This window comes from Ruegeria sp. A5, assembly GCF_056543005.1.
This window is the reverse complement of the sequence record NZ_JBQGAV010000004.1, coordinates 183,599-206,979: the sequence shown is the minus strand read 5'-3', so window position 1 is coordinate 206,979 and position 23,381 is coordinate 183,599. Positions and strand designations below refer to the sequence as shown.

Annotated in this window: 26 protein-coding genes and 1 other RNA gene; 18 read left to right on the top strand and 9 right to left on the bottom strand. The window is 57.9% G+C overall.

Annotated elements, in window-relative coordinates:
* Nucleotides 1–36: 36 nt before the first annotated feature.
* From ACR0AY_RS11275 to ACR0AY_RS11260, 4 genes are read left to right on the top strand one after another with little or no spacing between them, the layout of a single operon-like run.
* Nucleotides 37–1,269: a carbohydrate ABC transporter permease gene (locus tag ACR0AY_RS11275; RefSeq protein WP_170512378.1), complete on the top strand. Its 1,233-nt coding sequence runs from the start codon at nt 37–39 to the stop codon at nt 1,267–1,269.
* Complete coding sequence (locus ACR0AY_RS11270) at nt 1,269–2,477, top strand: carbohydrate ABC transporter permease (protein ID WP_170512380.1); 1,209 nt, start codon at nt 1,269–1,271, stop codon at nt 2,475–2,477. Before ACR0AY_RS11275 ends, ACR0AY_RS11270 begins: the two co-directional genes overlap by 1 nt.
* A 5-nt stretch (nt 2,478–2,482) precedes the next feature.
* Complete coding sequence (locus ACR0AY_RS11265) at nt 2,483–3,730, top strand: MGH1-like glycoside hydrolase domain-containing protein (protein WP_480454165.1); 1,248 nt, start codon at nt 2,483–2,485, stop codon at nt 3,728–3,730.
* The gene (locus ACR0AY_RS11260) at nt 3,730–4,785 is read left to right on the top strand and encodes a sn-glycerol-3-phosphate ABC transporter ATP-binding protein UgpC (RefSeq protein WP_170512384.1); all 1,056 of its coding nucleotides are present in this window, start codon (nt 3,730–3,732) and stop codon (nt 4,783–4,785) included. Before ACR0AY_RS11265 ends, ACR0AY_RS11260 begins: the two co-directional genes overlap by 1 nt.
* A gap of 294 nt (nt 4,786–5,079) precedes the next feature.
* Here ACR0AY_RS11260 and ACR0AY_RS11255 read toward each other — a convergent pair whose 3' ends face one another.
* A complete protein-coding gene (locus tag ACR0AY_RS11255; protein ID WP_170392214.1) occupies nt 5,080–5,586 on the bottom strand; it encodes a membrane lipoprotein lipid attachment site-containing protein in 507 nt (168 codons plus the stop codon).
* Nucleotides 5,587–5,793: 207 nt separating this feature from the next.
* Nucleotides 5,794–5,961 (bottom strand): 50S ribosomal protein L33, encoded by a 168-nt coding sequence (gene rpmG / locus ACR0AY_RS11250; RefSeq protein ID WP_010441901.1) that lies wholly within the window; start codon nt 5,959–5,961, stop codon nt 5,794–5,796.
* Between the two features lie 380 nt (nt 5,962–6,341).
* Between rpmG and ACR0AY_RS11245 the strand changes: the two genes are divergently transcribed.
* Nucleotides 6,342–6,674, top strand: coding sequence for a GYD domain-containing protein (locus ACR0AY_RS11245; RefSeq protein WP_170392216.1), 333 nt, complete (start codon nt 6,342–6,344; stop codon nt 6,672–6,674).
* Between the two features lie 6 nt (nt 6,675–6,680).
* On the opposite strand, the gene rnpB is transcribed toward ACR0AY_RS11245, so the two are convergent.
* From rnpB to gatC, 5 genes are all read right to left on the bottom strand, one after another.
* Nucleotides 6,681–7,074: RNase P RNA component class A (rnpB, locus tag ACR0AY_RS11240), an RNA gene on the bottom strand.
* Nucleotides 7,075–7,198: 124 nt separating this feature from the next.
* Nucleotides 7,199–7,870, bottom strand: coding sequence for an N-acetylmuramoyl-L-alanine amidase (locus ACR0AY_RS11235; RefSeq protein ID WP_480454162.1), 672 nt, complete (start codon nt 7,868–7,870; stop codon nt 7,199–7,201).
* The gene (locus tag ACR0AY_RS11230; protein WP_170512388.1) at nt 7,854–8,558 is read right to left on the bottom strand and encodes an excalibur calcium-binding domain-containing protein; all 705 of its coding nucleotides are present in this window, start codon (nt 8,556–8,558) and stop codon (nt 7,854–7,856) included. Before ACR0AY_RS11230 ends, ACR0AY_RS11235 begins: the two co-directional genes overlap by 17 nt.
* Nucleotides 8,559–8,599: 41 nt before the next feature.
* Complete coding sequence (gene gatA / locus ACR0AY_RS11225; protein WP_170512390.1) at nt 8,600–10,087, bottom strand: Asp-tRNA(Asn)/Glu-tRNA(Gln) amidotransferase subunit GatA; 1,488 nt, start codon at nt 10,085–10,087, stop codon at nt 8,600–8,602.
* Nucleotides 10,088–10,090: 3 nt separating this feature from the next.
* Nucleotides 10,091–10,378, bottom strand: a complete 288-nt coding sequence (gene gatC / locus ACR0AY_RS11220; RefSeq protein WP_170392224.1) for an Asp-tRNA(Asn)/Glu-tRNA(Gln) amidotransferase subunit GatC — start codon at nt 10,376–10,378, stop codon at nt 10,091–10,093.
* A 224-nt stretch (nt 10,379–10,602) separates the two neighbouring features.
* Between gatC and ACR0AY_RS11215 the strand changes: the two genes are divergently transcribed.
* Complete coding sequence (locus tag ACR0AY_RS11215; RefSeq protein WP_170401611.1) at nt 10,603–10,761, top strand: hypothetical protein; 159 nt, start codon at nt 10,603–10,605, stop codon at nt 10,759–10,761.
* A gap of 154 nt (nt 10,762–10,915) precedes the next feature.
* Entirely contained in the window at nt 10,916–11,479 is a 564-nt protein-coding gene (locus ACR0AY_RS11210) for a DUF4202 domain-containing protein (RefSeq protein WP_170512391.1), read from the top strand.
* A gap of 30 nt (nt 11,480–11,509) precedes the next feature.
* Here ACR0AY_RS11210 and ACR0AY_RS11205 read toward each other — a convergent pair whose 3' ends face one another.
* Complete coding sequence (locus ACR0AY_RS11205; protein WP_170512393.1) at nt 11,510–12,193, bottom strand: ceramidase domain-containing protein; 684 nt, start codon at nt 12,191–12,193, stop codon at nt 11,510–11,512.
* A gap of 57 nt (nt 12,194–12,250) precedes the next feature.
* Between ACR0AY_RS11205 and ACR0AY_RS11200 the strand changes: the two genes are divergently transcribed.
* A complete protein-coding gene (locus ACR0AY_RS11200) occupies nt 12,251–12,943 on the top strand; it encodes a metal-dependent hydrolase (protein WP_480454160.1) in 693 nt (230 codons plus the stop codon).
* Entirely contained in the window at nt 12,943–14,109 is a 1,167-nt protein-coding gene (locus ACR0AY_RS11195) for a M24 family metallopeptidase (RefSeq protein WP_170512395.1), read from the top strand. The genes ACR0AY_RS11200 and ACR0AY_RS11195 overlap by 1 nt, the downstream gene beginning before the upstream one ends.
* Here ACR0AY_RS11195 and ACR0AY_RS11190 read toward each other — a convergent pair.
* Complete coding sequence (locus tag ACR0AY_RS11190) at nt 14,106–14,558, bottom strand: nucleoside deaminase (RefSeq protein ID WP_170420696.1); 453 nt, start codon at nt 14,556–14,558, stop codon at nt 14,106–14,108. The two genes, ACR0AY_RS11195 and ACR0AY_RS11190, sit on opposite strands and share 4 nt — an antisense overlap.
* Between ACR0AY_RS11190 and ACR0AY_RS11185 the strand changes: the two genes are divergently transcribed.
* The 9 genes from ACR0AY_RS11185 (at nt 14,539) to ACR0AY_RS11145 (ending at nt 23,309) form a co-directional block, all read left to right on the top strand.
* Nucleotides 14,539–15,435, top strand: coding sequence for a pseudouridine synthase (locus ACR0AY_RS11185; protein WP_480454159.1), 897 nt, complete (start codon nt 14,539–14,541; stop codon nt 15,433–15,435). The two genes, ACR0AY_RS11190 and ACR0AY_RS11185, sit on opposite strands and share 20 nt — an antisense overlap.
* 175 nt (nt 15,436–15,610) lie before the next feature.
* On the top strand, nt 15,611–16,525 hold the full coding sequence (locus ACR0AY_RS11180; protein WP_170392241.1) for a 5-bromo-4-chloroindolyl phosphate hydrolysis family protein: 915 nt from the start codon (nt 15,611–15,613) through the stop codon (nt 16,523–16,525).
* 29 nt (nt 16,526–16,554) lie between these two features.
* Nucleotides 16,555–17,745, top strand: coding sequence for a toxic anion resistance protein (locus ACR0AY_RS11175; protein WP_170420695.1), 1,191 nt, complete (start codon nt 16,555–16,557; stop codon nt 17,743–17,745).
* A complete protein-coding gene (locus ACR0AY_RS11170; protein WP_170512399.1) occupies nt 17,745–18,716 on the top strand; it encodes a DUF2927 domain-containing protein in 972 nt (323 codons plus the stop codon). Before ACR0AY_RS11175 ends, ACR0AY_RS11170 begins: the two co-directional genes overlap by 1 nt.
* Nucleotides 18,717–18,738: 22 nt before the next feature.
* Nucleotides 18,739–19,887, top strand: a complete 1,149-nt coding sequence (locus ACR0AY_RS11165) for an SPFH domain-containing protein (protein WP_170512401.1) — start codon at nt 18,739–18,741, stop codon at nt 19,885–19,887.
* A gap of 35 nt (nt 19,888–19,922) precedes the next feature.
* Nucleotides 19,923–21,014, top strand: coding sequence for a TFIIB-type zinc finger domain-containing protein (locus ACR0AY_RS11160; protein ID WP_170512403.1), 1,092 nt, complete (start codon nt 19,923–19,925; stop codon nt 21,012–21,014).
* A gap of 63 nt (nt 21,015–21,077) precedes the next feature.
* On the top strand, nt 21,078–21,746 hold the full coding sequence (locus ACR0AY_RS11155; RefSeq protein WP_170512405.1) for a nitroreductase: 669 nt from the start codon (nt 21,078–21,080) through the stop codon (nt 21,744–21,746).
* A 22-nt stretch (nt 21,747–21,768) separates the two neighbouring features.
* Nucleotides 21,769–22,206 carry a D-aminoacyl-tRNA deacylase gene (gene dtd, locus ACR0AY_RS11150; protein WP_170512407.1) on the top strand — a complete coding sequence of 146 codons (438 nt, stop codon included), beginning with the start codon at nt 21,769–21,771 and terminating at the stop codon, nt 22,204–22,206.
* A complete protein-coding gene (locus ACR0AY_RS11145) occupies nt 22,206–23,309 on the top strand; it encodes a DUF4147 domain-containing protein (protein WP_170512409.1) in 1,104 nt (367 codons plus the stop codon). The genes dtd and ACR0AY_RS11145 overlap by 1 nt, the downstream gene beginning before the upstream one ends.
* The last annotated feature ends 72 nt before the right edge of the window (nt 23,310–23,381 follow it).

Below are 23,381 nucleotides of genomic sequence, written 5' to 3'. Positions count from 1 at the left end.
GATTACGCCGCTGCACCCAACCCTTCGAGGTATCCCATGTCTTCGGCCACCCCACCGACCGGAACCGGGGCGCTAGCCAAACGCGAGGCGCGTCTGGCCTGGACGCTGCTGGCTCCGACAGTGATCAGTGTATCGCTTGTGGTGATCCTGCCCTTGCTGGCGATCTTCTGGATCAGCTTCAAGCCCTTCACCCTGTCTGACCTTCGTCCGCCTGCACCTGTGGTGCGTGAAAGCTTGCGCGGATCTGGCGAGGATCTGCGGATTGAATACCGCGTCCGCAACTCAAGTCAGGACATCGCCGTTGTCGGCGTCACCCTGACAGATGTTCTACCGGACGGCGTGACGGCGCGCGAAGTTGCAAGTCCCTGTGTTCTGGACGGGCAAAACCTGTTCTGCGATTTCGGCACACTGGAAGGCGGTCAACGCGAACGCATCCGTATTCCGGTCACCTTGGACGGAGATCCGGACGCTTTCGAAGAGCTGCTCGAAGGATCAGAGCCCGGCGTGACCGGGAGCGGACCCAGCGTCCTGACCAACCTTGAATTCAGTCTGGAAAACTACGCCCGTGTCTTTGATGGAGACGAGTTCTGGGGCGTGCTGTGGGTTACGTTGTTCTACACCGTGGTCGGCACCATTGGAGCTTTGGTGATGGGCCTGTTTGCAGCCTTGTTGCTGAACAAAAGCTTCAAAGGACAAGGGTTCATACGCGGCCTCTATCTGTTCCCCTATGTGGCGCCGGTCATCGCTGTGGCCTTCACATGGGTCACCTTGTTCGACCCGTTCTCGGGTTCTGCCAACGCATTGTTGGTGCAGATGGGACTAAGCAGTGAACCGATCAACTTCTTCGGGGAACGCCCTTTGGCGCTTATCATGGTGACAGTGTTCGAGATCTGGCGCTATTTCCCGCTGTCGTTCCTGTTCATTCTGGCGCGGATGCAATCAATCGACTCCAGCATGTACGAAGCAGCAGATATGGATGGAGCCTCACCATTCCAGAAGTTCTGGCTGCTGAGCATCCCGCAACTGCTGGGCATCCTGTCGGTACTGTTCCTGCTGCGTTTCATTTGGACGTTCAACAAGTTCGACGACATCTTCCTGCTGACCGGCGGCAATGCCGGCACCCGTACTCTGACCGTAAATGTCTATGAACAGGCATTTGCGGTTTCGAACATCGGCGCAGGCGCAGCGGTGGCCGTTGTGATCCTGATGTGCCTGATTGCCTTTAGCTTCGTCTTCTTCCGCTTCATCAGCCGCGAGGAGGGTTTGTGATGCGCAAAGGGTATATAACCGCCCCGATTCTAGGCGCGCTCTGGCTGGTGGTGATCGCCACTACTGTCGCCATCACCATGTCATTCTCGACCGGGGCTGCGTTCCGGCCACAGGTCTTGCTCTGCTTGATATGGGGGGCTATTGCCGGTCTGGTGTATGTCCGCTTCTCGGCGCAACGCGCACCGGCCCGACTGGGTGTATCCGCCTTGTTAGGCCTGTCTTGCCTGACCGGAGTCGGGCCTGTCCTGATCGGCTCTGACACATCCCTGCAGGCAATACTGGTCACCGTCGTGGCGATGGCGGTCGTGATGCACCTATCCGTTGCCGCAATCCTGAAAGAGACACCGTTCGGCGAGCTCACCCGCCACGAGTACGAAGAGGCCGTGATCCGGTTCTGCACGGGCTTTGGCTATATCTTCTTCACGGCGATCGTGATCATTCCGTTCTATGTGATGGTGATGACCAGCCTGAAGTCGCAACAGGCCCTGTTGCAGAACCCGCTGGATTTCTCGGTAGATCTATCACAAGGCACCGCTCTGTTTCGCAGCTATACCGAGCTGTTTCGCGATTTCAACTTCGGCACCTATCTTTGGACCTCGCTCTACGTCTCGGTCCTGACGGTCTTTATCACCCTGCTGTTCAGCGTCCCCGGAGCCTATGCGGTGGCGCGGTTCCGTTTCTCAGGGCAAAAGGCGTTCTCGCGCTCGATTCTGCTGATCTACATGGTGCCGATGATTGTTCTGGCATTGCCGATCTATATCGCATTCTCGCTGACCGGGCTGCGCAACTCGATCCTTGGCATCGTTATGATCTACCCGGTCACGACGATCCCTGTCGCGCTGTACATGCTGCAAGGTTATTTCCGTGGTTTGCCGACTGAGGTGGAAGAGGCCGGTCTCATGGATGGGCTGTCGCGGCTGGCAGTGATTTGGAAGATTACGCTGCCGCTTAGCCTGCCTGCGCTGGCGTCGGTCTCGCTCTACGTCTTCATGATCGCTTGGAACGAGTTCCTGCTGGCCTTCATGCTGCTGGACGACCCTTCGAAATTTACCCTGACCCGAGGCGTCACGATGCTGAACTCCTCGGAAATTCCCCGACAGCATCTGATGGCCGGTGCGGTGATCGCCACCGTTCCGATCATGGCGCTGTTCCTGGGACTTGAACGTTTCATGACTAAGGGCCTGACTGCGGGGTCCGTCAAAGGATGACTGAGATGAACCAACATACAAACCCCGACCGCGAGGCGCGCAACATTCTGGTTGCCAATGATCGCGGCGGCTACACCATCCCGACCGAAGGGCTTTACCCCTATCAATGGAATTGGGACAGCGCGATTGCGGCGCTTGGTTTTGCCGAGTTCGACATTGATCGAGCCTGGGTGGAACTTGAAACACTGTTCTCGGGCCAGTGGGATGATGGAATGGTGCCGCATATCCTGTTCCACAAACAGGATGACGGATATTACCCCGGCCCGGATGTCTGGGGTGGCCACGGGCCGATCCCGTCCTCAGGCATCATTCAGCCCCCGGTGGCTGCAACTGTGGCGCGGAAGATCTGGGAAAAAGATGGCGATGCAGGCGCGGACCGCGTTCGCGCGCTCTTCCCATCTCTGCTGGCGTGGCATCGCTGGATCATGAAATGGCGACTCGACGAACACGGCGCGGTCTGCACCACGCATCCGTGGGAAGCTGGTCGCGACAATGCACCGGACTGGGACAAAGCAATGGAGGGCGTAGATCCCACAGGTGTCGGAGACTACCAGCGTCGTGACACAAGCCACGTCAACAGTGCAGACCGACCGACCAAATACGACTATGACCGCTATATCAAATTGGTTCAGATCGGCTGCCAGGCCGACTGGGATCAACAGAAGTTGCTGAGCCTGAATCCCTTCCGAGTCGCAGATCCGACGATGACATTTATCGCTCTGCGCGCCGCACGCGATCTGCAGGAGATCAGCGAAAGGCTTGGAATTGATGCGGATGGACTAAGTAGCGACATTCAAAGGCTCGAAGCGGGCGCGCGATCTTTGTGGAACGAAACGCTGAGCTCGTTCGACTCGCGTGATGCGCTGACTGGTGATTGGGCCGGAAGCATCTCTAACGCGTCGTATCTTTGCTGGTTTGGGGGGCTTGATTCACAGCACATGCTGGAGCGCCTGCAGGCGACGCTTGCAAAAGTACCCTTTCCAGTTCCCAGCTATGACCCCGCGATGCCCAACTTCGACCAACGCAGGTACTGGAGGGGTCCCACTTGGGGGTTCATGAATATGCTGATCGGGTTTGGATTGGCGGATATGGGGCACCTGGAAGAAGCCGAGGCACTGCGCCAGAAAACGTCGCAGCTGATCGCAACGAACGGCTTCGCTGAATACTACGATCCACTGACCGGCAGCCCTGCCGGAGGGAATTCATTCACCTGGACAGCCGCAGTTTGGCTGCATTGGGCAGGGAGGAACTAATGGGCAGCATCGAACTAAAATCCGTCGAAAAGTGGTTTGGCTCGGCCCAGGTCATCAAAGGCGTTGACCTAATGATTGATGAAGGTGAATTCATCGTCTTCGTCGGTCCATCGGGCTGTGGAAAATCCACCCTGCTTCGCATGATCGGTGGGCTTGAAGATATCTCGCGCGGATCGCTACTAATCAACGGCAATGATGTCACGGATCACCCACCCTCCAAGCGGGGTCTGACGATGGTGTTCCAGTCCTATGCGCTTTATCCCCACTTGACAGTCGCCGAAAATATGGGGTTCTCACTTAAGGTCGCGGGTGTTCCGAAGGCCGAGATAGCAGAGCAGGTCAATAAAGCCGCCGAGGTTCTCAAGCTGGGACCTTTTCTGGAACGTCGCCCCAAGGACCTGTCCGGTGGACAGCGGCAGCGCGTTGCAATTGGTCGTTCTATCGTGCGCGACCCGACGGCGTTTCTGTTCGATGAACCGCTCTCGAATCTTGATGCAGCGCTTCGTGTCGAAATGCGTTACGAAATCGCGAAACTTCATCAGAACCTAAAGCGCACTATGATCTACGTGACGCACGATCAGGTTGAAGCGATGACATTGGCCAACCGCATCGTCGTGCTTGAGTACGGCAAGATCGCGCAAGTCGGCACACCCCGCGAACTTTACGAACGCCCTGCCAATCTGTTTGTCGCACAGTTCATTGGCAGCCCCAAAATGAACATATTGCCGTGCACGACTCAGAACGATGGCTACACTCTGGAACATGGCAGAGGCGGCGACTTCGCGCGCTCGGGTGTAGCAAGCAAACTCGGCATTCGCCCCGAACACATCGATGTTGTATCATCAGGCGATGGGCAATGTGATGGCATCATCGAGGTGATTGAGTATCTGGGGGCAGATACCTTCCTGATCGTGGATTGCGGCGCCGAAGAGAAGGTTACCGTGCGCCTGAATGGGGACACCGCTCTAAAGCCTGGGGCAAAGATCGGCCTGCATTTTCCCACCGACAAACTTCATTTCTTTGACGAGAATGGGCAGGCATTGGTAAAGCAATGAACGTTGCTTCCTATCAGTTGAGGTTAAACAGTTCTGCTGATCGGGTCTGAGTTTCACCACTGATTATTCTTTGGCGGTGAGGCGGAATAGAGAACACGCATAGCGCTTGCTTGGATGCCAACGGATGGCGGGGGCCTCTGAACTCGCGTGATCATCGTCCGGTGTGTCACTTGGATTGAATGACCGGTGCTGGGTTTGGGCCCTTGTTCAGCGCCTCGTAAGACTTGCAGAAACACTGAAACTAGAAAGCCCCCGCCAATGGCGGGGGCTTTTACTTAGATTGTGTAAGCTAAATTAACGGCAGTTCAGTGGCACTGCAAAACCCGAACTGCGCTCGGACGAACCTTTGCGGTATACATCACCCGCGGGCAAGCATCCGGTAAAGCGTTCCGTTTGAGCGCCAAAGGCCGAGCCCACGGATGTATCAACTTTGGTGGAGTTGTTTTCCGTACGCAGGACGCCGAACAACTGACCGTTTACACTGACATTGCTCAGGTACAGATTGGTATCACTGCCAGTGAGCTGAACTGAATTCGCATCTGAGCGACCGCCATTATCGATTGCGACACCCGCGATCTTTTCAAGCTCGGCTTTGTCCGATGTAACCTGGACCGTTGGCAGCTTGGCCAGTTCCGCCGGGATGTTGGTTTCTGGCGGCAAAAAGGCTACGGCGCCTTTTACATCCGAAACTGTGCGCGGTTCACCATCAATCCCGGTGAAACCAACACCTTCGCGGTTAAAGGGGTCTTCGCAGGCTGACAATGTCAGAACAGCAAGAGCGGGCAACAAGATTTTTTTCATGGCGGTCAACATTTTGGAAAGGGTTGCTGAAGCGTAGCGGCAGGGGATTAGAAAAAGCAAGCCGCTGAGATTCAGAACACCCAAACCTCTGATGCGCCCCTGCAACGCCCCTGCTTGGTTTAGGCCGACCAAGAGATACCCCAAAACAATACAAAAAAGGACCCTGCATGGCAGAGTCCTTCTTCAAAAAGTATGTCAGAGGGCAGATTACTTGATCTTGCCTTCTTTGTACTCGACATGCTTCCGAGCGACCGGATCGTATTTACGAATGGTCATTTTCTCGGTCATGGTGCGCGCGTTCTTCTTGGTCACGTAGAAGTGGCCCGTGCCCGCGGTCGAGTTCAGACGGATCTTGATTGTCGTCGGCTTCGCCATGGTTATCTCCTGCGTCCGAAAAGGCAGGGGCCTTTCGGTTGAATCCTTATGAGCGTGCGCTTTTAACCGCTCATGCGCCCAAGTCAACCGGATTCGCCGCGTTAGGGGAACAATTCCTGACATGGCTTCAAGAGCAGTCGATTTGGAACGCTCACGATTCTGTGATAGTGTCGCCGGAACCTTCGAAGCCCGTTTTGCGGACTTAGGTAATACCGGGCCGGATGTAAATTCCGGCAGACAACACCGCTCACAACTATAGCAACGCCCGGCTGTCTATTTGGCCGGGTCTTTTCCGGTTTGCGCGCAACCCTGCACGCGACACGGCCAAGGAGTCGGCCGCTTTTAGCGCTCCGAATAAACTGCAACCAAGGGAGAGAAATATGCCTGTTTTCATTACCTATGCGTCTTATTCGCAAGATGGGGTCAAAGGAATGTTGGCAAAACCGGAAGATCGCACCGGTCCCGTCAAGGCTCTGCTTGAGAAAGCAGGCGGCAGACTGATCTCATTTTATATAACCACCGGAGGCAATGATGTCGTCGTTATCAGCGAACTGCCTGAAGGCAGTGATGCTGTGGCAATTGGCATGGCCGTCGCGGGCACGGGTGCGGTTTCGAGGATCGAGACCGTTCGCGCATGGTCGGCGCAGGAATTTGTTGCCGTCGCCGAAAAAGCTGCAGCACTTGGCGGCACCTACACACCTCCGGGCGGGTAACAGGATATGCGCGGAGGGCCTGTAAGCCGGATCCTGTTCCAGGGTTGCCCCCTTCGATGACCATTCCTCTAGGCCGTGCATTGCTGCGCGGCTCGAGCTGCCAACCCGGTCCCTCTCGGCCAAGGCGTGCCTAGCGGCGGTATCGGTTTGCACCGACCGGCCCGCGCGGGGACCCTATTCGGCATTGCTCCCGGTGGGGCTTGCCGTGCCGCCACTGTTGCCAGCGGCGCGGTGGGCTCTTACCCCACCGTTTCACCCTTGCCACACGTGTGTGGCGGTCTGATTTCTGTGGCGCTTTCCGTCGGGTTTCCCCGCCCGGGCGTTACCCGGCACCGTTGCCTTGTGGAGTCCGGACTTTCCTCTCGGGCCTAACGACCCCAGCGGCCATCCGGCCCTCCGCGCGTGGGTTGGGTAGGCTCTGTGCGTGATGGCGTCAAGAGGGGTTGGGGTGGTGAAGGGGCCAGCCCCTTCTTGGCCTACGGCCAATTCATCCCCGAGATATTTTTGGCCAGATGAAGGGCGGATCAGGTCGATTTTGGGAGCGGACAGAGGGCTATGAGATCATCGGGGTGCAAGGGGCCTGAGGCCCACGGGCGATAGCGCAGGCGTGTGGAATTTAGGAGCGTCTTCTCCTCGCTTGTCGCTGTGTAGCCCCGGTCCTGCGCCAGCTCGCGGAAGTTGACGTTCGGTTCGAGGGCAGTACCACGCCGAGCGGCAAGGCGCTGGTGTTCCAGCCTTTGCCAGTCGAACCGAGGGCCGGGGTCGGACTTGCGGCCCGGTGCCATGTCGGAATGCCCGATCACACCCTCTGGCGCGATGGTCCAACGCTGCATGAGTTCGGGCAAAAGCTGTTCCAATACACGCATTTGGGGTTCGGCAAACGGGTGATCTCCGCCATTGTCCAGCTCGATCCCGATCGAGCGGGAGTTTATGTCGGCTTGCCCTTGCCACTCCCCTGCCCCGGCGTGCCAAGCGCGATCTTCCTCTCGGACAAGCTGCCAGAGCGCACCGTCGCGACCGATCAGGTAGTGGGCGGAGACCTCGGGACCCGGATCGCAGAGACGTTCAAGCGCGGCAGCAGCGCTCTCCATTGCAGTGTAGTGCAGCACGATCAGCTTGGGTGACAGCCCATCCCGGCGGGGGCCGAAATTGGGCGATGGGTGCCAGATGGGGGAGAGCTTAGTTGTTGACGGCACTGCGGAACGGGCTGGGGTCCCAGCCGCAGGCGTAACCGTCGCCGTCCGGATCCAGCCCTTTGCGGTCACGCTGGGGGCCTCCATTCGACAGAAACTCAATCTGCGCCTGATCAGGAGATGCGAACTGAGCGCAGTTGCGCTGTGCCTTGGCCTGCAGGTTAAATCCGGCTCGGCTGTACAACTGGGTACCGATGGGGTTCGAAGTGCTCAGGGCGTATTGCACGATATTGGGTTGCCCGTCAGAGCCGCGCTCGGGCACGGCAGTAGGGGCGACGACCTCGTAAGACTGCCGATTCTGTTCGATACGAGCAGCGTCGGCATCGATACTGCGACGGTTTGAGACAGCCTCAAAATCCTGCTCATCAGAGATACTTGGGTTGTTTGTTGCAGTCAGAGGCGCGACGCGCGTCTCTTGACCCGACGTATTCGCCAAGGCAATGGCCGTCTGGTTGGCGATGTCAGAGGCGTCGCCTGTTGGTACGGCACCAACAGCCCCCTGCGCCGAGAGCGGCTGTTCGGAAACCGCCTCGGGTGGTGCAAGCGGATTACCGGCAAGACCCTGCCCGGCCAGTTCGGCCTCGCGCTGCGCCTGATATTCCGGCGTATTGAAACCGGTACCCGAAACAGGGGTAACGGTATCACATGCCGCGATCAGCCCAAGGGCCGGGATCAGAAGCAATTTGCGCATTTGACTGCTCCGGTTCTTTATTGCCGTGTCAGGTTTGAGGATTACCACCATTTTCCGGGCTTGGCCACAAACCCAGCCGCGCTCTCTAGCGCGTAGGCGGTGTTGAGCAGATCGCCTTCTTCCCACGGACGGCCGATCAGCTGCAGACCCAACGGAAGGCCCTGTTTGTCCAGACCAGCAGGAACCGAAATACCGGGCAGGCCAGCGAGGTTCACTGTCACGGTGAACACATCGTTCAGGTACATCTGAACAGGATCAGCCTCGGTCATCTCGCCCAGACCGAACGAGGCCGACGGCGTTGCCGGGGTCAGGATCGCATCAACGCCTGCGGCAAAGACATCTTCGAAGTCCTTCTTGATCAGGGTGCGGACCTTGCGAGCGCGGTTGTAGTAGGCGTCATAGAAGCCTGCAGACAGCACGTAGGTGCCGATCATCACCCGGCGCTGGACCTCATGACCGAAGCCTTCGGCACGGGTCTTTTCGTACATCTCGGTGATGCCATCGCCTTGAGCCAACTGCGCTCGGCGGCCATACCGGACACCGTCATAGCGGGCGAGGTTCGACGACGCCTCGGCAGGAGCAATCACGTAATAGGCAGGCAGCGCGTATTTGGTATGCGGCAGCGAGATATCTACGATTTCGGCGCCTGCGTCTTTCAGCATAGCGGTGCCATCGGCCCAAAGCTTTTCAATCTCGGCAGGCATGCCGTCCATGCGGTATTCCTTTGGGATACCGATTTTCTTGCCTTTGATATCGCCGGTCAGCATCGCCTCGAAATTTGGCACGGCCAGCTCGGCGCTGGTGGAATCCTTGGGGTCATTACCGCACATGGTTTCCAGCATGATCGCTGCGTCTCGGACGTTCTTGGTCATCGGACCGGCCTGATCCAGAGAAGAGGCGAAGGCCACAATGCCCCAGCGCGAGCAACGACCATAGGTTGGCTTGATGCCGGTGATACCGACAAAAGCAGCAGGCTGGCGGATCGAACCGCCGGTATCGGTACCGGTCGCGGCCAGACACAGGTCAGCCGAGACAGCCGAGGCTGAGCCACCGGACGAGCCGCCGGGTGTCAGCTGTGCATCGTCATTGCCGCGCCGCCACGGGCTGACCGCATTGCCGTAAACGGATGTTTCATTAGACGAACCCATCGCGAACTCGTCCATGTTCAGCTTGCCCAGCATCACAGCACCAGCATCCGCCAATTGTTGCGACACGGTGGATTCGTATTCGGGCTTGAACCCCTCGAGAATTTTCGAGGCCGCTTGCGAGGGCACGCCCTTAGTGCAAAACAGGTCCTTGATGCCGATCGGCAGACCGCACATCGAAGGCGCGTCGCCGCCTTTGATCCGCTCATCCGCCGCCTTGGCGCGCTCCAACGCGATCTCGGGCGTCTTGTGGACAAACGCGTTCAGCGCGTCGGCTTCGTCAATGGCCTTGAGGCAGGCCTCGGTCAGTTCGACCGAGGTCACTTCTTTGGCACGCAGCGCATCGCGGGCCTCGGCCAGGCCCAGTTTGTTCAGTTCGCTCATGACTTACTCCACAACTTTTGGAACAGCGAAGAACCCTTCGCGCGCATCGGGGGCGTTGGATAGGACCTTGTCCTGCTGGTTTCCATCGGTGACCACGTCCTGACGACGCTTCAGGCGCATCGGCTCGACCGAGACCATCGGCTCGACGCCTTCGACATCCACTTCGTTCAGTTGCTCGATAAACCCGAGGATATTGTTGAACTCGGACGCCAGCGCAGGCAGCGCATCATCCTCGACCTTGATCCGGGCCAGTTTGGCCACCTTGGCGGCGGTGCTTTGGTCAATCGACATCGGAAACCCTCATCTACGTTAGGGGGCGTTTACCTGCCTGCCGCAACACTCGCAAGAGCGACAGGCGGCAGACGCGGATTCAAACCCAATATCGCCAGCTGCCATGCATATTTGAATGGCTGATATGCAAATAAGTAAACCGATTAGTTCAGTTTTGCCATTGAAAAAATGAACCGAACAGTTCACCTCAATATCGTGACGCAACGAGAAATCGGAGACACCTCATGAAAACCCTTCTTCCCGCCTTCATATTGTCCGCTCTGGTTCTGACCTCGCCCGCCCTGGCTTTGGGTATCGATATGAACAATCTGACCCGAAACCTTAGCTTCCCCGCGCCTGTTTCGGAGCCCGTGACGAGGGACCACACCCAGGCAGGCAAATAACCCTGACCTGCGCGCCGGATCGGTACGCCCCCTCCCGATCCGGCGCTTTTTACAATTGACTGCTGCACCCATTCCAACAACTCGTTAGCATGGTCTTGGATCAAACGCCGAACCACCCGTCAGGTGCAGTTCAGGCGAGCTAACGGAGCAGAGAATGAGCACACGCAAGCAAACCGTTCTGGACGCAATTGACGCAGCAAATGCGCAAGACCCTAATATAGAGGACGGCCAGCCGGTCGAACTGCTTTATGGCCAACGCATGAGCGCAGAGCTGGATCGGCTATTTCCCGATGCGTCGGATGCTTTACAGATCGCCGCACGTGGTCAGCATGTCGAACGCTGGAAGCTAAAGCGCACTGAATACCCCGAAGGACGTGCAGGGTATCTGGCCTGGAGGAAGGCGCAAGGCGTATATCACGCTGACGTTGTGCAAGGATTCATGGAACAGGCTGAATATGGTGCGGACGATATAGAAGCCGTCGGGCAAATGCTGCGCAAACAGGGGATCAAGCGCAATGCCGAGGTACAGGCGCTTGAGGACGTGATCTGTTTCGTTTTTCTGAAATGGTACTTTGAACCTTTTGCCGCCAAGCACTCCGCCGAAAAAATCCAGCGCATTGTTGAAAAAACGGCTTTCAAGATGTCAGCCGAAGGCCGCGCGCGCGTATTGGCTGAATTTGATCTGCCCGAGGCTTTGGCTGCTGCGTTCAGGGACTAACCAATCAGGAAGATGCTTAGGTGGTTCTGATCAATGCCCTGATCCTGCAGCCACCGCAGCTCCGGCAGGTGGATTTCGGATCGCCCGCAGATAAACCTCAATCATCCAGCCCAGCATAACTGCATTCAGAATGTGCCACATAAAATGCGTCCCCGTTGGCAGATACCCGCAAATTGGAGTGTCCAGTGATCGAAAGGTGATCGAGGTGATCAGGACAGTTGCTCCTATTGTCAGCCCACGCGCAGTGTCCGGGGCTTTCCGGCGCAACAGGACCGCATAAATCAGAATCAATAGAGGGACTGGGGCGTATGCCGCCGAGCCACCAAGCCTAGGCACCAACTGGAATAGCGGGATCGTCAGCGCCACGTATGGAAAGAACAGCGCGGTCAAACCCAGCGCGTATCTGTTGCTCAGCCGCCAGACATCGCGATTCACTGCGTAGATGTAAACGAGGATGTACAGCAGAATTGGCGTCACATCCAAGATCGCCGCCCAAACCTGCGCATGGGTATGGAACAGATAGCTGCCAATTCCGATCATCGCCAATATGACAACCAAAGCCATCGCCAACGGTGCGCCCTGCCCGCGCGCCCTTTGCCACATCACAAATGCAGCAATAAGAAAGGCCGCATTGGTAATCGCGTTTATCGGCTCGGCCCAATACGCGGGCGAGAGCCGCTCACAATATCCATCAACATACTGCGTCCAATCCATAGATTTTTACATAGCCGATGCTAGGCTAACTCCAAGCGGAAAATGGGAGGATTCTCTATGGATATCATTTGGCTGGGACATGGCAGCTTTCGCATCGAAACAGCAGGACAAGTTCTATTGATCGATCCCTGGCTGACGGGCAACCCGTCTTTGCCCGAAGATCAGCATGACGCAGCCGTTGCGGGCGCGACGCATATCCTGCTGACTCATACTCATTTCGATCATGTCGTCGATGTGCTGCCGCTGGCCAAACATCTAAACGTGCCCGTGGTCGGGCAATACGACCTGATGGGCTACTGGGCCGAGGCTGAAGGCATTGAAACGGTCGGATTCAACAAAGGTGGCACGGTTGACCTAAACGGTATCAAATTAACGATGGTGCCTGCCTCGCACAGCTCGACCTTCTCGACACCTGATGGTCTGCGTACGGGTGGAACCGAGGTCGGCTATATGATCGCGTCCGAGGACCGTATGCTCTATTTCTCTGGCGATACCGACATTATGGCCGACATGGAGTGGATGGGTGATTATTATAAACCCGATATCGGCATCCTTTCGGCAGGTGGCCACTTTACCATGGACATGAAGGGCACTGCCTATGCTGCCAAGCGGTATTTCAATTTCAAGACAGTGATCCCGTGCCATTACAAGACCTTTCCGATTCTCGCGCAATCGGCTCAGGAACTGGCTGACGGGTTGCCCGGTGTCGATGTAATCGAGCCCGAGGTCATGCAGGCGATTTCTCTCTGATGCCCGCGTCGGATTTCAGCGCGCAGGAATACGCTGACCGCATTCACAAGACCCGTTCTGCGATGGATCAACAGGGTATCGAGACCTTGTTGATCACGGACCCATCGAACATGGCGTGGCTCACCGGTTATGACGGTTGGAGCTTTTACGTACCGCAGATGGTCATCCTACCCGCCAGCGGATCGCCTCTTTGGTGGGGCAGAACGCAGGACAAAGCGGGGGCTGCGCAGACCACCCGGTTGGACCAGATGGACCTGCTGGATTGGCCTGAAGAGCATGTGCAACACCCGGACCACCACCCGGTCGACGCCCTTGTGTTGGCATTGCGGGATCGCGGCTGGACCTCTGGTATCGGCGTGGAGATGGATAACTATTATTACTCAGCCACCAGCCACCGCATCCTCGAACAGGCCTTCGGTGCATTGATTGATGCCACAGGGCTTGTGAACTGGCAGCGTGCTGTCAAAAGCGATGCCGAGATCGCAATGATGCGCAAGGCGGGTCAGCTGACTGCACATATGCACGGAGTTCTGCGTGACGCATATCGCGAAGGATTGCCCAAAAACAAACTTGTCGCCGAAGTGCAGGCGGCAGGCATCGCCGGACTGCCCGGCCTAGCCGGAGATTACCCTGCTATCGTGCCGATTGCACCCTCCGGTCGTGAGGCTTCTGCCTCGCACATTACTTGGAACGACCGACCACTGGCGCGGGATGAGGCGACCTATTTCGAAATCTCCGGCTGCTATCGACGCTATCACTGCCCCGCTAGTCGCAGCCTGTTTCTGGGTGATCCCCCGGATGATATCCGCCGGGCCGAAGCCGCTGTTCTAACCGCTATCGACGACACAATGACCGCCGCACGCCCTGGCATCACCTGCGAAGAGGTCGCGGCTTGTGTCTATGACAGTTTCGCCCGCGCGGGGTATGTCAAAGCCAACCGCACCGGCTATCCCATCGGGCTCAGCTATCCGCCCGACTGGGGCGAGCGCACCATGAGCCTGCGACCCGGTGACACGACGGAATTGCAAGAGAATATGACCTTTCACCTAATGCCCGGCCTCTGGACCCCAGACTGGGGACTGGCGATTACCGAAAGCTTTGTGGTGACGTCAGATGGGGGCAAGCCCCTGGCTGATATCCCACGTGAAATGGTCGTAAAAACTTAACCGCGCTGCGCCGCGAAGAAGCGTTTCAGCAGCGCGGCAGCCTCTTCGGCGGCAATGCCGTCATAGACCTCGGGTCGATGGTGGGCCTGTGGGTGCGAAAACACGCGCGCGCCATGCGCGACACCGCCAGATTTCGGATCGGAAGCGCCGTAGTAGATGCGCCGGATGCGGGCTGCGGCCAGCGCTGCGGCGCACATGGCACAAGGCTCAAGGGTTACGTAAAGGTCATGATCGGGTAAACGCTCGGACCCGGCCGCGGCACATGCGGCGCGCAGAGCCAGAATCTCTGCATGGGCAGTGGGGTCATTCAACTCGCGGGTGCGGTTCCCATCTGCGGCCACCACCTGCCCGTCGGGCGCGACGATCACCGCGCCGACCGGCACTTCACCTCGATCTGCCGCCGCCTGTGCCTGTTCCAGCGCCTGTTTCATGTGGGATCTGAACTTCATGCCTCTGACTGCCTCAGAAACCCGTCTTTCGCAAGCCGCCGGGATGGGTTATGGCCGGAGGATGACCAATACCCCTCCTCCCGGCGACCGGATCGCCAAAGTGCTGGCCCGCGCCGGTGTCGCCTCGCGCCGCGAAGCTGAACGCATGATCGAAGCCGGACGTGTGACCGTGAATGGCAAGGCGATCAACAGCCCTGCGCTGAACGTAACCGCCAAGGACAGGATTACCGTCGATGGTAAACCAGTATCCGAGCCCGAGCCATCACGCCTGTGGCTCTATCACAAGCCACCGGGACTGGTGACGACGGCGCGTGACGAAAAAGGCCGCAAGACGATTTTTGACGACCTGCCCGAGGATATGCCCCGGGTCATGAGCGTCGGGCGGCTCGATCTGAACTCGGAAGGATTGCTGCTGCTGACTAATGATGGCGGCATCAAGCGCAAGCTGGAACTGCCCTCAACTGGATGGCTGCGCAAATACCGGGTGCGGGTAAATGGACGCCCCAAAGACGAGGATTTCGAACCGCTGCGCAAAGGCCTGGTAATCGATGGTGAACGGTTTCAGCCCATGACCGTGACACTGGACCGTCAACAGGGCGCGAACGCTTGGCTGACCATCGGCCTGCGCGAAGGCAAGAATCGCGAAATCCGCCGCGCTATCGAAGATATCGGTTATGTGGTGAACAGGCTTTTGCGGGTTTCTTACGGCCCATTCCAACTGGGCAACCTGAAACCCAGCGAGGTTGAAGAAATCCGCCGCCGTGTCATGCGCGACCAACTGGGGCTGGATGCTGAGGATAGCGGAATACCCCCGGCCAAACGCCCTGCTCGACCGCAGCGCAAAAGACCAGCAATCGGCAAGAAACCTCGCAAGTGACGCGGGTTATTCAACCTTCCCCCTAGCGCCAAGCCCTCGTATCGCCTAAATTTTCCCTGATGGTCACAGTTGGGGGGCGCTATGTCCGGGACCGGAGTACAAAAATTGGCCTATGCGGCCCTGTTGGTGCTGTTGTTCGGCGTCTGCACCGGTCTGTTGGGGGGCCTGTAGCGAAATGGCCAAACGGTACGGCGGCAAATTCAGCCCAGAAGGCGATGTTTCCTCGCAGGATCAGCCATCGCGTGGCCAATTCGATGGTGCCCGTGTCGAACCGGCAGGTGCACGCGCGAACATCCTGTTTGTCCCGGCGATACCACTGGTGTTTCTGTCTCTGAACGATGGCGCGATCGGAATGACCATCGGCCTGGTTGCGGCAGGGCTACTGACCGCTGCCGCGTTTCTGCTGCGCGAAGGTTTAAGGGCCGAATCCGCTTACAACGCCCGCCGCACCGCACGCAGACCTGCGTTTCCCCGCAAGATGTTTTCCAGCGTTCTGACCGGTTTGGGGGCGGCGCTAGCCTCATACCGGACCGAATTTCTGGACGCCGAAACAGCATCACAGGTAAGCCTGCTGGCCCCCATCCTGTTTGGCGCCGCTGCAACGGTTCTACATTCGGTTTCCTTCGGCCTCGACCCAATGAAGGACAAAGGAATGGAGGGTGTCGACACCTTCCAGCAGGACCGTGTCGCACGCGTGGTCGAGGACGCCGAAACCCATCTGACCCAAATGACAGATGCAATAAAACGCGCAGGTGACCGCCGGATCGAAGCGCGGGTCGAACGCTTTCAGGATACAGCCCGCGATCTGTTTCGCACGGTCGAGGAAGACCCGCGCGATCTGGCTGGTGCCCGAAAATACCTGACGGTTTATTTGCAGGGCGCGCGCGATGCGACGGTGAAGTTTTCGGACGTCTATGCACGGACGCGTGATGCGCAGGCGTTGGCGGACTATTCGGCGTTGCTGGACGATCTTGAACAGAATTTCGCGGCGCGGACGCGAAAGATGCTATTGGATGACCGCAGTGATCTGACGGTTGAAATTGATGTGCTGCGCGACCGGCTGCAGCGCGAAGGCGTCCGGTTGGACTGACCGGCTTTTATGTAAGCGAGGATTACCCCATGTCCGATGAGATTAAAAACAAGGCAGTCGAGGCTGAAACGCTGGTGCAGGAAGTCACCGCCGTAGCCCTCCCCGAGCCGCAGGCCGAGATTGTCCCGTTGGAAGAGGCCGACGAACCAGTTGGTGCCGAGATCCGCAAGCGGATGGGTGAGATCGACATGGGCGACACAAACTCGATCGTCTCGTTCGGATCATCCGCACAGGCGGAATTGCAAGAGATCAGTCAGGCCATGCTGGCCGACGTGCGCAACAAGGATGTGGGCCCGGCGGGTGACAGCCTTCGCAATATCGTAACAACGATCCGGGGGTTTTCAGTCAGCGAACTGGATGTGCGTCGCGAACGCAGTTGGTGGGAAAAACTGCTGGGCCGTGCTGCGCCCTTCGCCAAATTCACAGCGCAGTATGAGGACGTTCAAAGCCAGATCGACCGGATTACTGATGATCTTCTGGGGCATGAGCATACACTGCTGAAAGATATCAAGTCTTTGGACCTGCTGTACGAAAAAACGCTGGAGTTCTACGACGAACTCGCACTGTACATCGCAGCGGGAGAGGAGAAGCTGACCGAGCTGGACAGCCATGACATTCCTGAAAAAGAGACCGAGGTTCAGGCCGCGCCCGAAGACCAACAGGTGATGAAAGCGCAGGAATTGCGCGACTTGCGTGCCGCGCGCGATGATCTGGAACGCCGGGTCCACGACCTGAAGCTTACCCGTCAGGTGACGATGCAATCGCTGCCCTCCATCCGTCTGGTGCAGGAAAATGACAAGTCGCTGGTGACCAAGATCAACTCGACCCTCGTCAACACAGTACCGCTCTGGGAAACCCAGCTGGCACAAGCTGTCACCATACAGCGCAGTGCCGAGGCCGCCGCTGCCGTACGTGATGCCAATGATCTGACGAATGAATTGCTGACCTCGAACGCCGCCAACTTGCGCGAATCCAACAAAATGATCCGCGAAGAGATGGAGCGTGGCGTCTTCGATATCGAAGCCGTCAAACAAGCCAATGCAGACCTGATCGGCACCATCAACGAAAGCCTCGCCATTGCAGACGAAGGCAAGGCCAAACGCGCCGCAGCCGAGGAAGAACTGAAGAAGATGGAGGCCGAATTGCGCGACACGCTCGCCTCGGCCAAGGCGCGACAGGACGGGATCGGCGACAATGCCGGAACGGCTGTTCCCGGATAATGGAAACAGCGGGCGTGCGGCCATTTCATCGCGCTAAGATTGCAGTATTGGGCTTGTCGCTGCTGGCATTTGCTGGCTGCGATGAGGCATTGACGACGACGATCGCTCCTGAACCTCAACCTGCCCAGCCGCAAGGCCTGAGCAATGCATATCAAGCGCCCTCACCAGCGAGCCTTGATCTCGCGCGATACTATGAAAGCGTACAAAACAACTTGCTGACGCGCGGGTTGCTGAGAACCGATGGCGGTGGCCCTGATACGCCCTATGATGCCGATGATCTGGCCCGGAACTTTGAGACCATAGCGTTTTATAATGAATATCCGGGGCAAGCCGTTGCCAGCGGCAGCAGCCGCACCAGCCGACAGCTTAGTCGCTGGTCGTCGCCGGTTCGCATAAAGCCCGAGTTTGGTCCATCGGTTGCACCTGAAGTCCGCCAGCAAGAGACCGCCCGAATTGACGCCTACGCCAACCGCTTGTCGCGGCTCACTGGACACCCGGTCTCAACCACCACCCGGAATGCAAATTTCCACGTCTTCGTGGCGGGTGAAGATGATACCGCTTATGTGCAAGCCCGGCTGCGACAACTGATCCCGGGCATAGGGCAGGCGCAACTTGACCTCTTCGACAAACTGCCACGCTCTTTCTATTGCTTTGTATTCGCTTCGGCGTCGAACAGCGCGCCACAGACATATACCCGGGCTGTTGCCCTGATCCGGGCGGAACATCCCGATCTGGTGCGCCTGAGTTGCGTCCACGAAGAGATCGCTCAGGGATTGGGGCTGCCGAATGACAGCCCGTCTGCCCGGCCATCAATCTTCAACGATGACGACGAGTTCGCCCTGCTGACAAGTCATGACGAAAAGCTGCTGACCATCCTTTATGACCCGCGCCTTAAGGCTGGCATGACCGCTGAAGAAGCGCGCCCGGTGGTCCGTATCATTGCACGCGAATTGATGGGGCAGTCGCTCTGACCCCGAAGACAGGAGAAATCCAATGGGAATTTTTGATTTTCTGACCGGCGAATTTATCGACGTCATCCACTGGGTCGACGATACGCGCGACACGATGGTCTGGCGGTTCGAGCGTGAAGGACACGAGATCAAATACGGCGCCAAGCTGACCGTGCGCGAAGGTCAAGCGGCGGTCTTTGTGCATGAAGGGCAGTTGGCGGATGTCTTCACCCCAGGTCTCTACATGCTTGAGACAAACAACATGCCGATCATGACGACGCTGCAGCATTGGGATCACGGCTTTCAGTCTCCGTTCAAGTCTGAAATTTACTTCGTTAACACGACCCGGTTCAATGACCTGAAATGGGGCACCAAGAACCCGATCATGCTGCGCGATCCCGAGTTTGGGCCAACACGCATCCGGGCCTTCGGCACCTATACAGTGCGGGTCAAGGACCCGGCGAAATTCCTGGTAGAGATCGTAGGCACCGATGGTGAATTCACCATGGACGAGATCAGCTTTCAGATCAGAAACATCATCGTGCAGGAATTCAGCCGCGTCCTCGCAGGCTCGGGCATTCCAGTTCTCGATATGGCGGCGAACACTGCCGATCTGGGCAAACTGATTGCCGCCGAGGTGTCACCGGTGCTGGACGGGTATGGTGTGAGCATGCCCGAGTTCTACATCGAGAACATCTCGCTGCCACCAGCGGTCGAGGCCGCGCTGGACAAGCGCACATCGATGGGGTTGGCGGGCGATCTGGGCAAGTTCACGCAGTATTCCGCAGCTGAAGCGATGACCGCAGCGGCCAACAATCCCGGTCAGGGCGGCGGCATAGGCGCCGGTCTTGGCATGGGAATGGGTATGGCGATGGCACAGCAGATGTCGAACATGGCAGCGGGTCAACCAAGCGGCCCTTGGGGCGGTTCCGCCCCCGCTGCCCCGCAAGCCGCAGCGCCTGCGGCACCGCCACCCCCGCCACCCGTCGAGCACGTGTGGCATATCGCGGTGGATGGCCAGACCAGCGGGCCGTTCTCCAAGGCCAAGATGGGTCGTATGGCAACCGATGGTGAAATCACGCGTGATACCCACGTCTGGACTGCCGGTCAGGACGGTTGGAAGAAGGCAGGCGACGTGCAGGAACTGGCACAGCTGTTCACGATCCTGCCTCCGCCGCCTCCGGGCGCGTGATCTGACATTTGGTAACCTGATTTCGAGGTTCTGTCATGGCGAAAGACGAACACCGTTTCCCCTGCGACCAATGCGGGGCGGATTATCGGTTCAATCCCGGTGACGGAACGCTGACCTGCGATCATTGTGGCAACACCAGAACGATCGGTGCTGGCCCATGGGGTGGTGCGAGTCTGCGAGAGCTGGATTTCGACGCCGCCATCGCGGATCGCTTGCCTGACAGCGAGATTGAAGAAACCCGTGTTCTGACCTGTCCGAACTGCGCGGCTCAGGTTGAGTTTGATCCGAACACCCATGCTGCGGAGTGCCCGTTCTGTGCCACTCCGGTAGTGACCGATACAGGCGTTAGCCGCCATATCAAACCCCGCGGAGTGTTGCCCTTTGCACTGGATGAACGCTCGGCCCACAAGGCAATGGGGGATTGGCTGGGCCGACTGTGGTTTGCACCTAACGGGTTGAAGGAATACGCCCGAAAGGGACGCAAGATGCAGGGCATTTATGTCCCGTATTGGACCTTCGACGCTGATACCAAGTCGAGTTATCGTGGGGAACGCGGTGTGGTGTATTACGAAACTCGCACAGTGATGCGCGATGGAAAGCGCGTGCAGCAACAGGTTCCCAAAGTGCGCTGGACGCCAAAATCCGGACGGGCTGCACGGTTCTTTGACGATGTTCTGGTGTTGGCATCACAATCGCTGCCCAAATCCTATACCGATGCGCTGGAGCCATGGGACCTGCCTGCGCTTGAGCCATACCAGCCGGAATATCTGGCCGGTTTCCGCGCCGAGGCTTACACGGTCGAACTGCGAGAAGGTTATCAAGAGGCCCGCGCACATATGGCACGGGTGATCGAGCGTGACGTGCGCTTCGATATCGGAGGTGATCGTCAGCGCATTCACGCTGTCGACACCGAAGTGCGAGATGTCACATTCAAACACATCCTTTTGCCGGTTTGGATGGCGGCCTACAAATACCGCGGCCAGACCTATCGTTTTGTGGTCAATGGCCGGACCGGCCGCGTTCAGGGTGAGCGTCCCTGGTCCGCAATCAAGATTACGATCGCCGTGGTTCTGGGCCTTCTCGTTGCGGCCGGCGTCGGGTATCTGGTGGCAACTGGACAGCAATAAAGCTGATAAGCAGAGCACGCTCATGGAACCTACTCCTCGGCATGCCTGAAAGGAGATGTTGAATTGCACCTTGACGCTCTGAACGCGCTCTTGGCCGATCGTTTTTCTTGCCGTGCCTTTCGCACGGACCTGGTGCCGCGCGAACAGATTGAACAGATCGTCGCCAGTGCTGCGCGTGTTCCAAGCTGGTGCAACGCGCAACCCTGGCAGGTCGTCATCACCAGCGGGGCCGAGACAGACCATTTTCGGGACGCGTTGCAACACGAAGCCTCGCACGTTGCGCCTGCTCCGGACCTACCCTTTCCAACCGGCTATTCCGGTGTTTATCAAGAGCGCCGTCGCGCCTGTGGCTGGGCCCTCTACAAAGCGGTTGGTATCGAAAAAGGTGATCGCAGGGCCTCGGCGCAACAGATGATGGAAAACTATGCTCTGTTCGGCGCCCCACATTGCGCCATACTGTCCAGCCCTGCTGAACTGGGCCCTTACGGCGCGATGGATTGTGGTGGCTTCGTGACCGCATTTTCACTGGCGGCGCAGGCCCTGGGTGTGGCTTGTATCCCGCAGGCAGCGGTAGCGGCCCATGGCACATTTCTTCACCGTTATTTCGGGATATCAGAAGATCGCTTGATTCTGTGCGCGATTTCGTTCGGATATGCGGATATGGATCACCCGGCGAACGCGTTCAGAACGGAACGTGCCGCGCTGGATGAAGTGATCGATTGGCACGAATAGCAATAAAATACAGGACCTGCAGATGCGCGCCTTACTTCAAAGAATTTCCAGTGCCTCGGTCAAAGTCGATGGAACAGTCATCGGGCGATCGGGCCCCGGATTGATGATTCTGGTTTGTGCGATGCAGGGGGATGGAGAGACACAAGCTGATCAATTGGCTGAAAAGATCGCAAAGCTCCGTATCTTCAAGGACGACGCGGGAAAGATGAACCGGTCGATATTGGACATTGAGGGCTCGGCCCTGGTGGTCAGCCAGTTCACCTTGGCAGCTGACACATCGCGTGGAAACAGGCCTGGGTTTTCCGGGGCCGCCCCGGCGGCTGAGGGCGAACACCTCTACGAGGCGTTTGTACACAACCTTTCATCGCGGGGCATTCCGGTTGAGACAGGTGCGTTCGGAGCTGACATGGCGGTAGAGTTGGTCAATGACGGACCGGTCACAATTTGGATGGAAAGCTGATGCAGAGTTCGCAAAAGGCAAAGGACATTTGGCGCGCAGGTGTGGCGGCGGTTGATGGATATCGCGCAACGCTGGAGGCCACTCAGGCGATCGAAGCCCCAGATCAGATATTGGCCGTTGGAAAAGCCGCAGGGGCCATGGCCCGTGCCGCCGTCGAACGGTTTGGCCCAGTGCCCACTCTGGTGGTTACCAAGGATGGCCATGGCCACGACCTGCCTAAGCATATTGTGGTGATTGAAGCTGCACACCCGGTTCCTGATGCCCGCAGTCTGAAGGGTGGGCAGGCTTTGCGCGAAACGGTTGAGGCGATGAAACCCAACAGCAAGCTGCTTCTGCTAGTTTCGGGAGGGGCTTCTTCGCTTGCCGAGGACCTCGTGGCCGGTACGACATTGGATGATCTTGAGGCCCTCAACCAAAGACTGCTGAGTGAAGGTCTCGACATCGGTGCAATGAACACGGAACGGCGCAAGCTGTCCCGGATCAAGGGTGGCGGTTTGTTGTCGGCATTCTTGGGGAAAAGTGTGACCGTTCTGGCGATCTCGGACGTCCCGGGTGATGATCTGGGCGTTATTGGCTCCGGTATCGGGTCATTGCCCGAAGAACCGGAGTTTTCTGCCCACACCGCGATAATCGCATCAAACGCACACGCGCGCGACGCCGCAGCATTTGCGGCCGAGAACTCAGGCATCAAGGTCCTCGGCAACGAAGAAGCGATGCACGATGACTATCTCTCGGTTGCAGCTAAATTAGGAGATCGGCTGCGGAATATGCCCAAGGGCGCCATGGTATTTGGCGGCGAACCAACCGTGGTCCTACCTGATGCGCCAGGGCGCGGTGGGCGCAATCAGGCCCTTGCTCTAGCACTCGCGCGCGAAATCGCAGGGCAATCTGATTTGACCGTCATCGTCGGAGGAACAGATGGCACCGACGGGCCAACAGATGCAGCAGGCGCCATCGTTACCGGCGACACTTGGTCTGATAAGGCGCAAGCGTATCTGGACAATGCAGATAGCGGCAGTTTCCTCGACAAGGCGGGGGCGCTGTTGGTCACGGGACCCACAGGCACAAACGTAATGGATCTGATTGTTGCAATAAAAAACTGATCCGGGACCCTGACTCCGCCCATCCGAAAAAACCACCAGATAGAATCACTTAAAGGCCGGAATGGCGTTTGA

Excerpts from the sequence above, each read along its gene's own strand:
- ACR0AY_RS11275 (WP_170512378.1), top strand. The coding sequence starts at position 37 with ATGTCTTCGGCCACCCCACCGACCGGAACCGGGGCGCTAGCCAAACGC.
- ACR0AY_RS11270 (WP_170512380.1), top strand. The coding sequence starts at position 1,269 with ATGCGCAAAGGGTATATAACCGCCCCGATTCTAGGCGCGCTCTGGCTG.
- ACR0AY_RS11265 (WP_480454165.1), top strand. The coding sequence starts at position 2,483 with ATGAACCAACATACAAACCCCGACCGCGAGGCGCGCAACATTCTGGTT.
- ACR0AY_RS11260 (WP_170512384.1), top strand. The coding sequence starts at position 3,730 with ATGGGCAGCATCGAACTAAAATCCGTCGAAAAGTGGTTTGGCTCGGCC.
- ACR0AY_RS11255 (WP_170392214.1), bottom strand. The coding sequence starts at position 5,586 with ATGAAAAAAATCTTGTTGCCCGCTCTTGCTGTTCTGACATTGTCAGCC.
- rpmG (WP_010441901.1), bottom strand. The coding sequence starts at position 5,961 with ATGGCGAAGCCGACGACAATCAAGATCCGTCTGAACTCGACCGCGGGC.
- ACR0AY_RS11245 (WP_170392216.1), top strand. The coding sequence starts at position 6,342 with ATGCCTGTTTTCATTACCTATGCGTCTTATTCGCAAGATGGGGTCAAA.
- ACR0AY_RS11230 (WP_170512388.1), bottom strand. The coding sequence starts at position 8,558 with ATGCGCAAATTGCTTCTGATCCCGGCCCTTGGGCTGATCGCGGCATGT.
- gatA (WP_170512390.1), bottom strand. The coding sequence starts at position 10,087 with ATGAGCGAACTGAACAAACTGGGCCTGGCCGAGGCCCGCGATGCGCTG.
- gatC (WP_170392224.1), bottom strand. The coding sequence starts at position 10,378 with ATGTCGATTGACCAAAGCACCGCCGCCAAGGTGGCCAAACTGGCCCGG.
- ACR0AY_RS11215 (WP_170401611.1), top strand. The coding sequence starts at position 10,603 with ATGAAAACCCTTCTTCCCGCCTTCATATTGTCCGCTCTGGTTCTGACC.
- ACR0AY_RS11210 (WP_170512391.1), top strand. The coding sequence starts at position 10,916 with ATGAGCACACGCAAGCAAACCGTTCTGGACGCAATTGACGCAGCAAAT.
- ACR0AY_RS11205 (WP_170512393.1), bottom strand. The coding sequence starts at position 12,193 with ATGGATTGGACGCAGTATGTTGATGGATATTGTGAGCGGCTCTCGCCC.
- ACR0AY_RS11200 (WP_480454160.1), top strand. The coding sequence starts at position 12,251 with ATGGATATCATTTGGCTGGGACATGGCAGCTTTCGCATCGAAACAGCA.
- ACR0AY_RS11195 (WP_170512395.1), top strand. The coding sequence starts at position 12,943 with ATGCCCGCGTCGGATTTCAGCGCGCAGGAATACGCTGACCGCATTCAC.
- ACR0AY_RS11185 (WP_480454159.1), top strand. The coding sequence starts at position 14,539 with ATGTGGGATCTGAACTTCATGCCTCTGACTGCCTCAGAAACCCGTCTT.
- ACR0AY_RS11190 (WP_170420696.1), bottom strand. The coding sequence starts at position 14,558 with ATGAAGTTCAGATCCCACATGAAACAGGCGCTGGAACAGGCACAGGCG.
- ACR0AY_RS11180 (WP_170392241.1), top strand. The coding sequence starts at position 15,611 with ATGGCCAAACGGTACGGCGGCAAATTCAGCCCAGAAGGCGATGTTTCC.
- ACR0AY_RS11175 (WP_170420695.1), top strand. The coding sequence starts at position 16,555 with ATGTCCGATGAGATTAAAAACAAGGCAGTCGAGGCTGAAACGCTGGTG.
- ACR0AY_RS11170 (WP_170512399.1), top strand. The coding sequence starts at position 17,745 with ATGGAAACAGCGGGCGTGCGGCCATTTCATCGCGCTAAGATTGCAGTA.
- ACR0AY_RS11165 (WP_170512401.1), top strand. The coding sequence starts at position 18,739 with ATGGGAATTTTTGATTTTCTGACCGGCGAATTTATCGACGTCATCCAC.
- ACR0AY_RS11160 (WP_170512403.1), top strand. The coding sequence starts at position 19,923 with ATGGCGAAAGACGAACACCGTTTCCCCTGCGACCAATGCGGGGCGGAT.
- dtd (WP_170512407.1), top strand. The coding sequence starts at position 21,769 with ATGCGCGCCTTACTTCAAAGAATTTCCAGTGCCTCGGTCAAAGTCGAT.
- ACR0AY_RS11145 (WP_170512409.1), top strand. The coding sequence starts at position 22,206 with ATGCAGAGTTCGCAAAAGGCAAAGGACATTTGGCGCGCAGGTGTGGCG.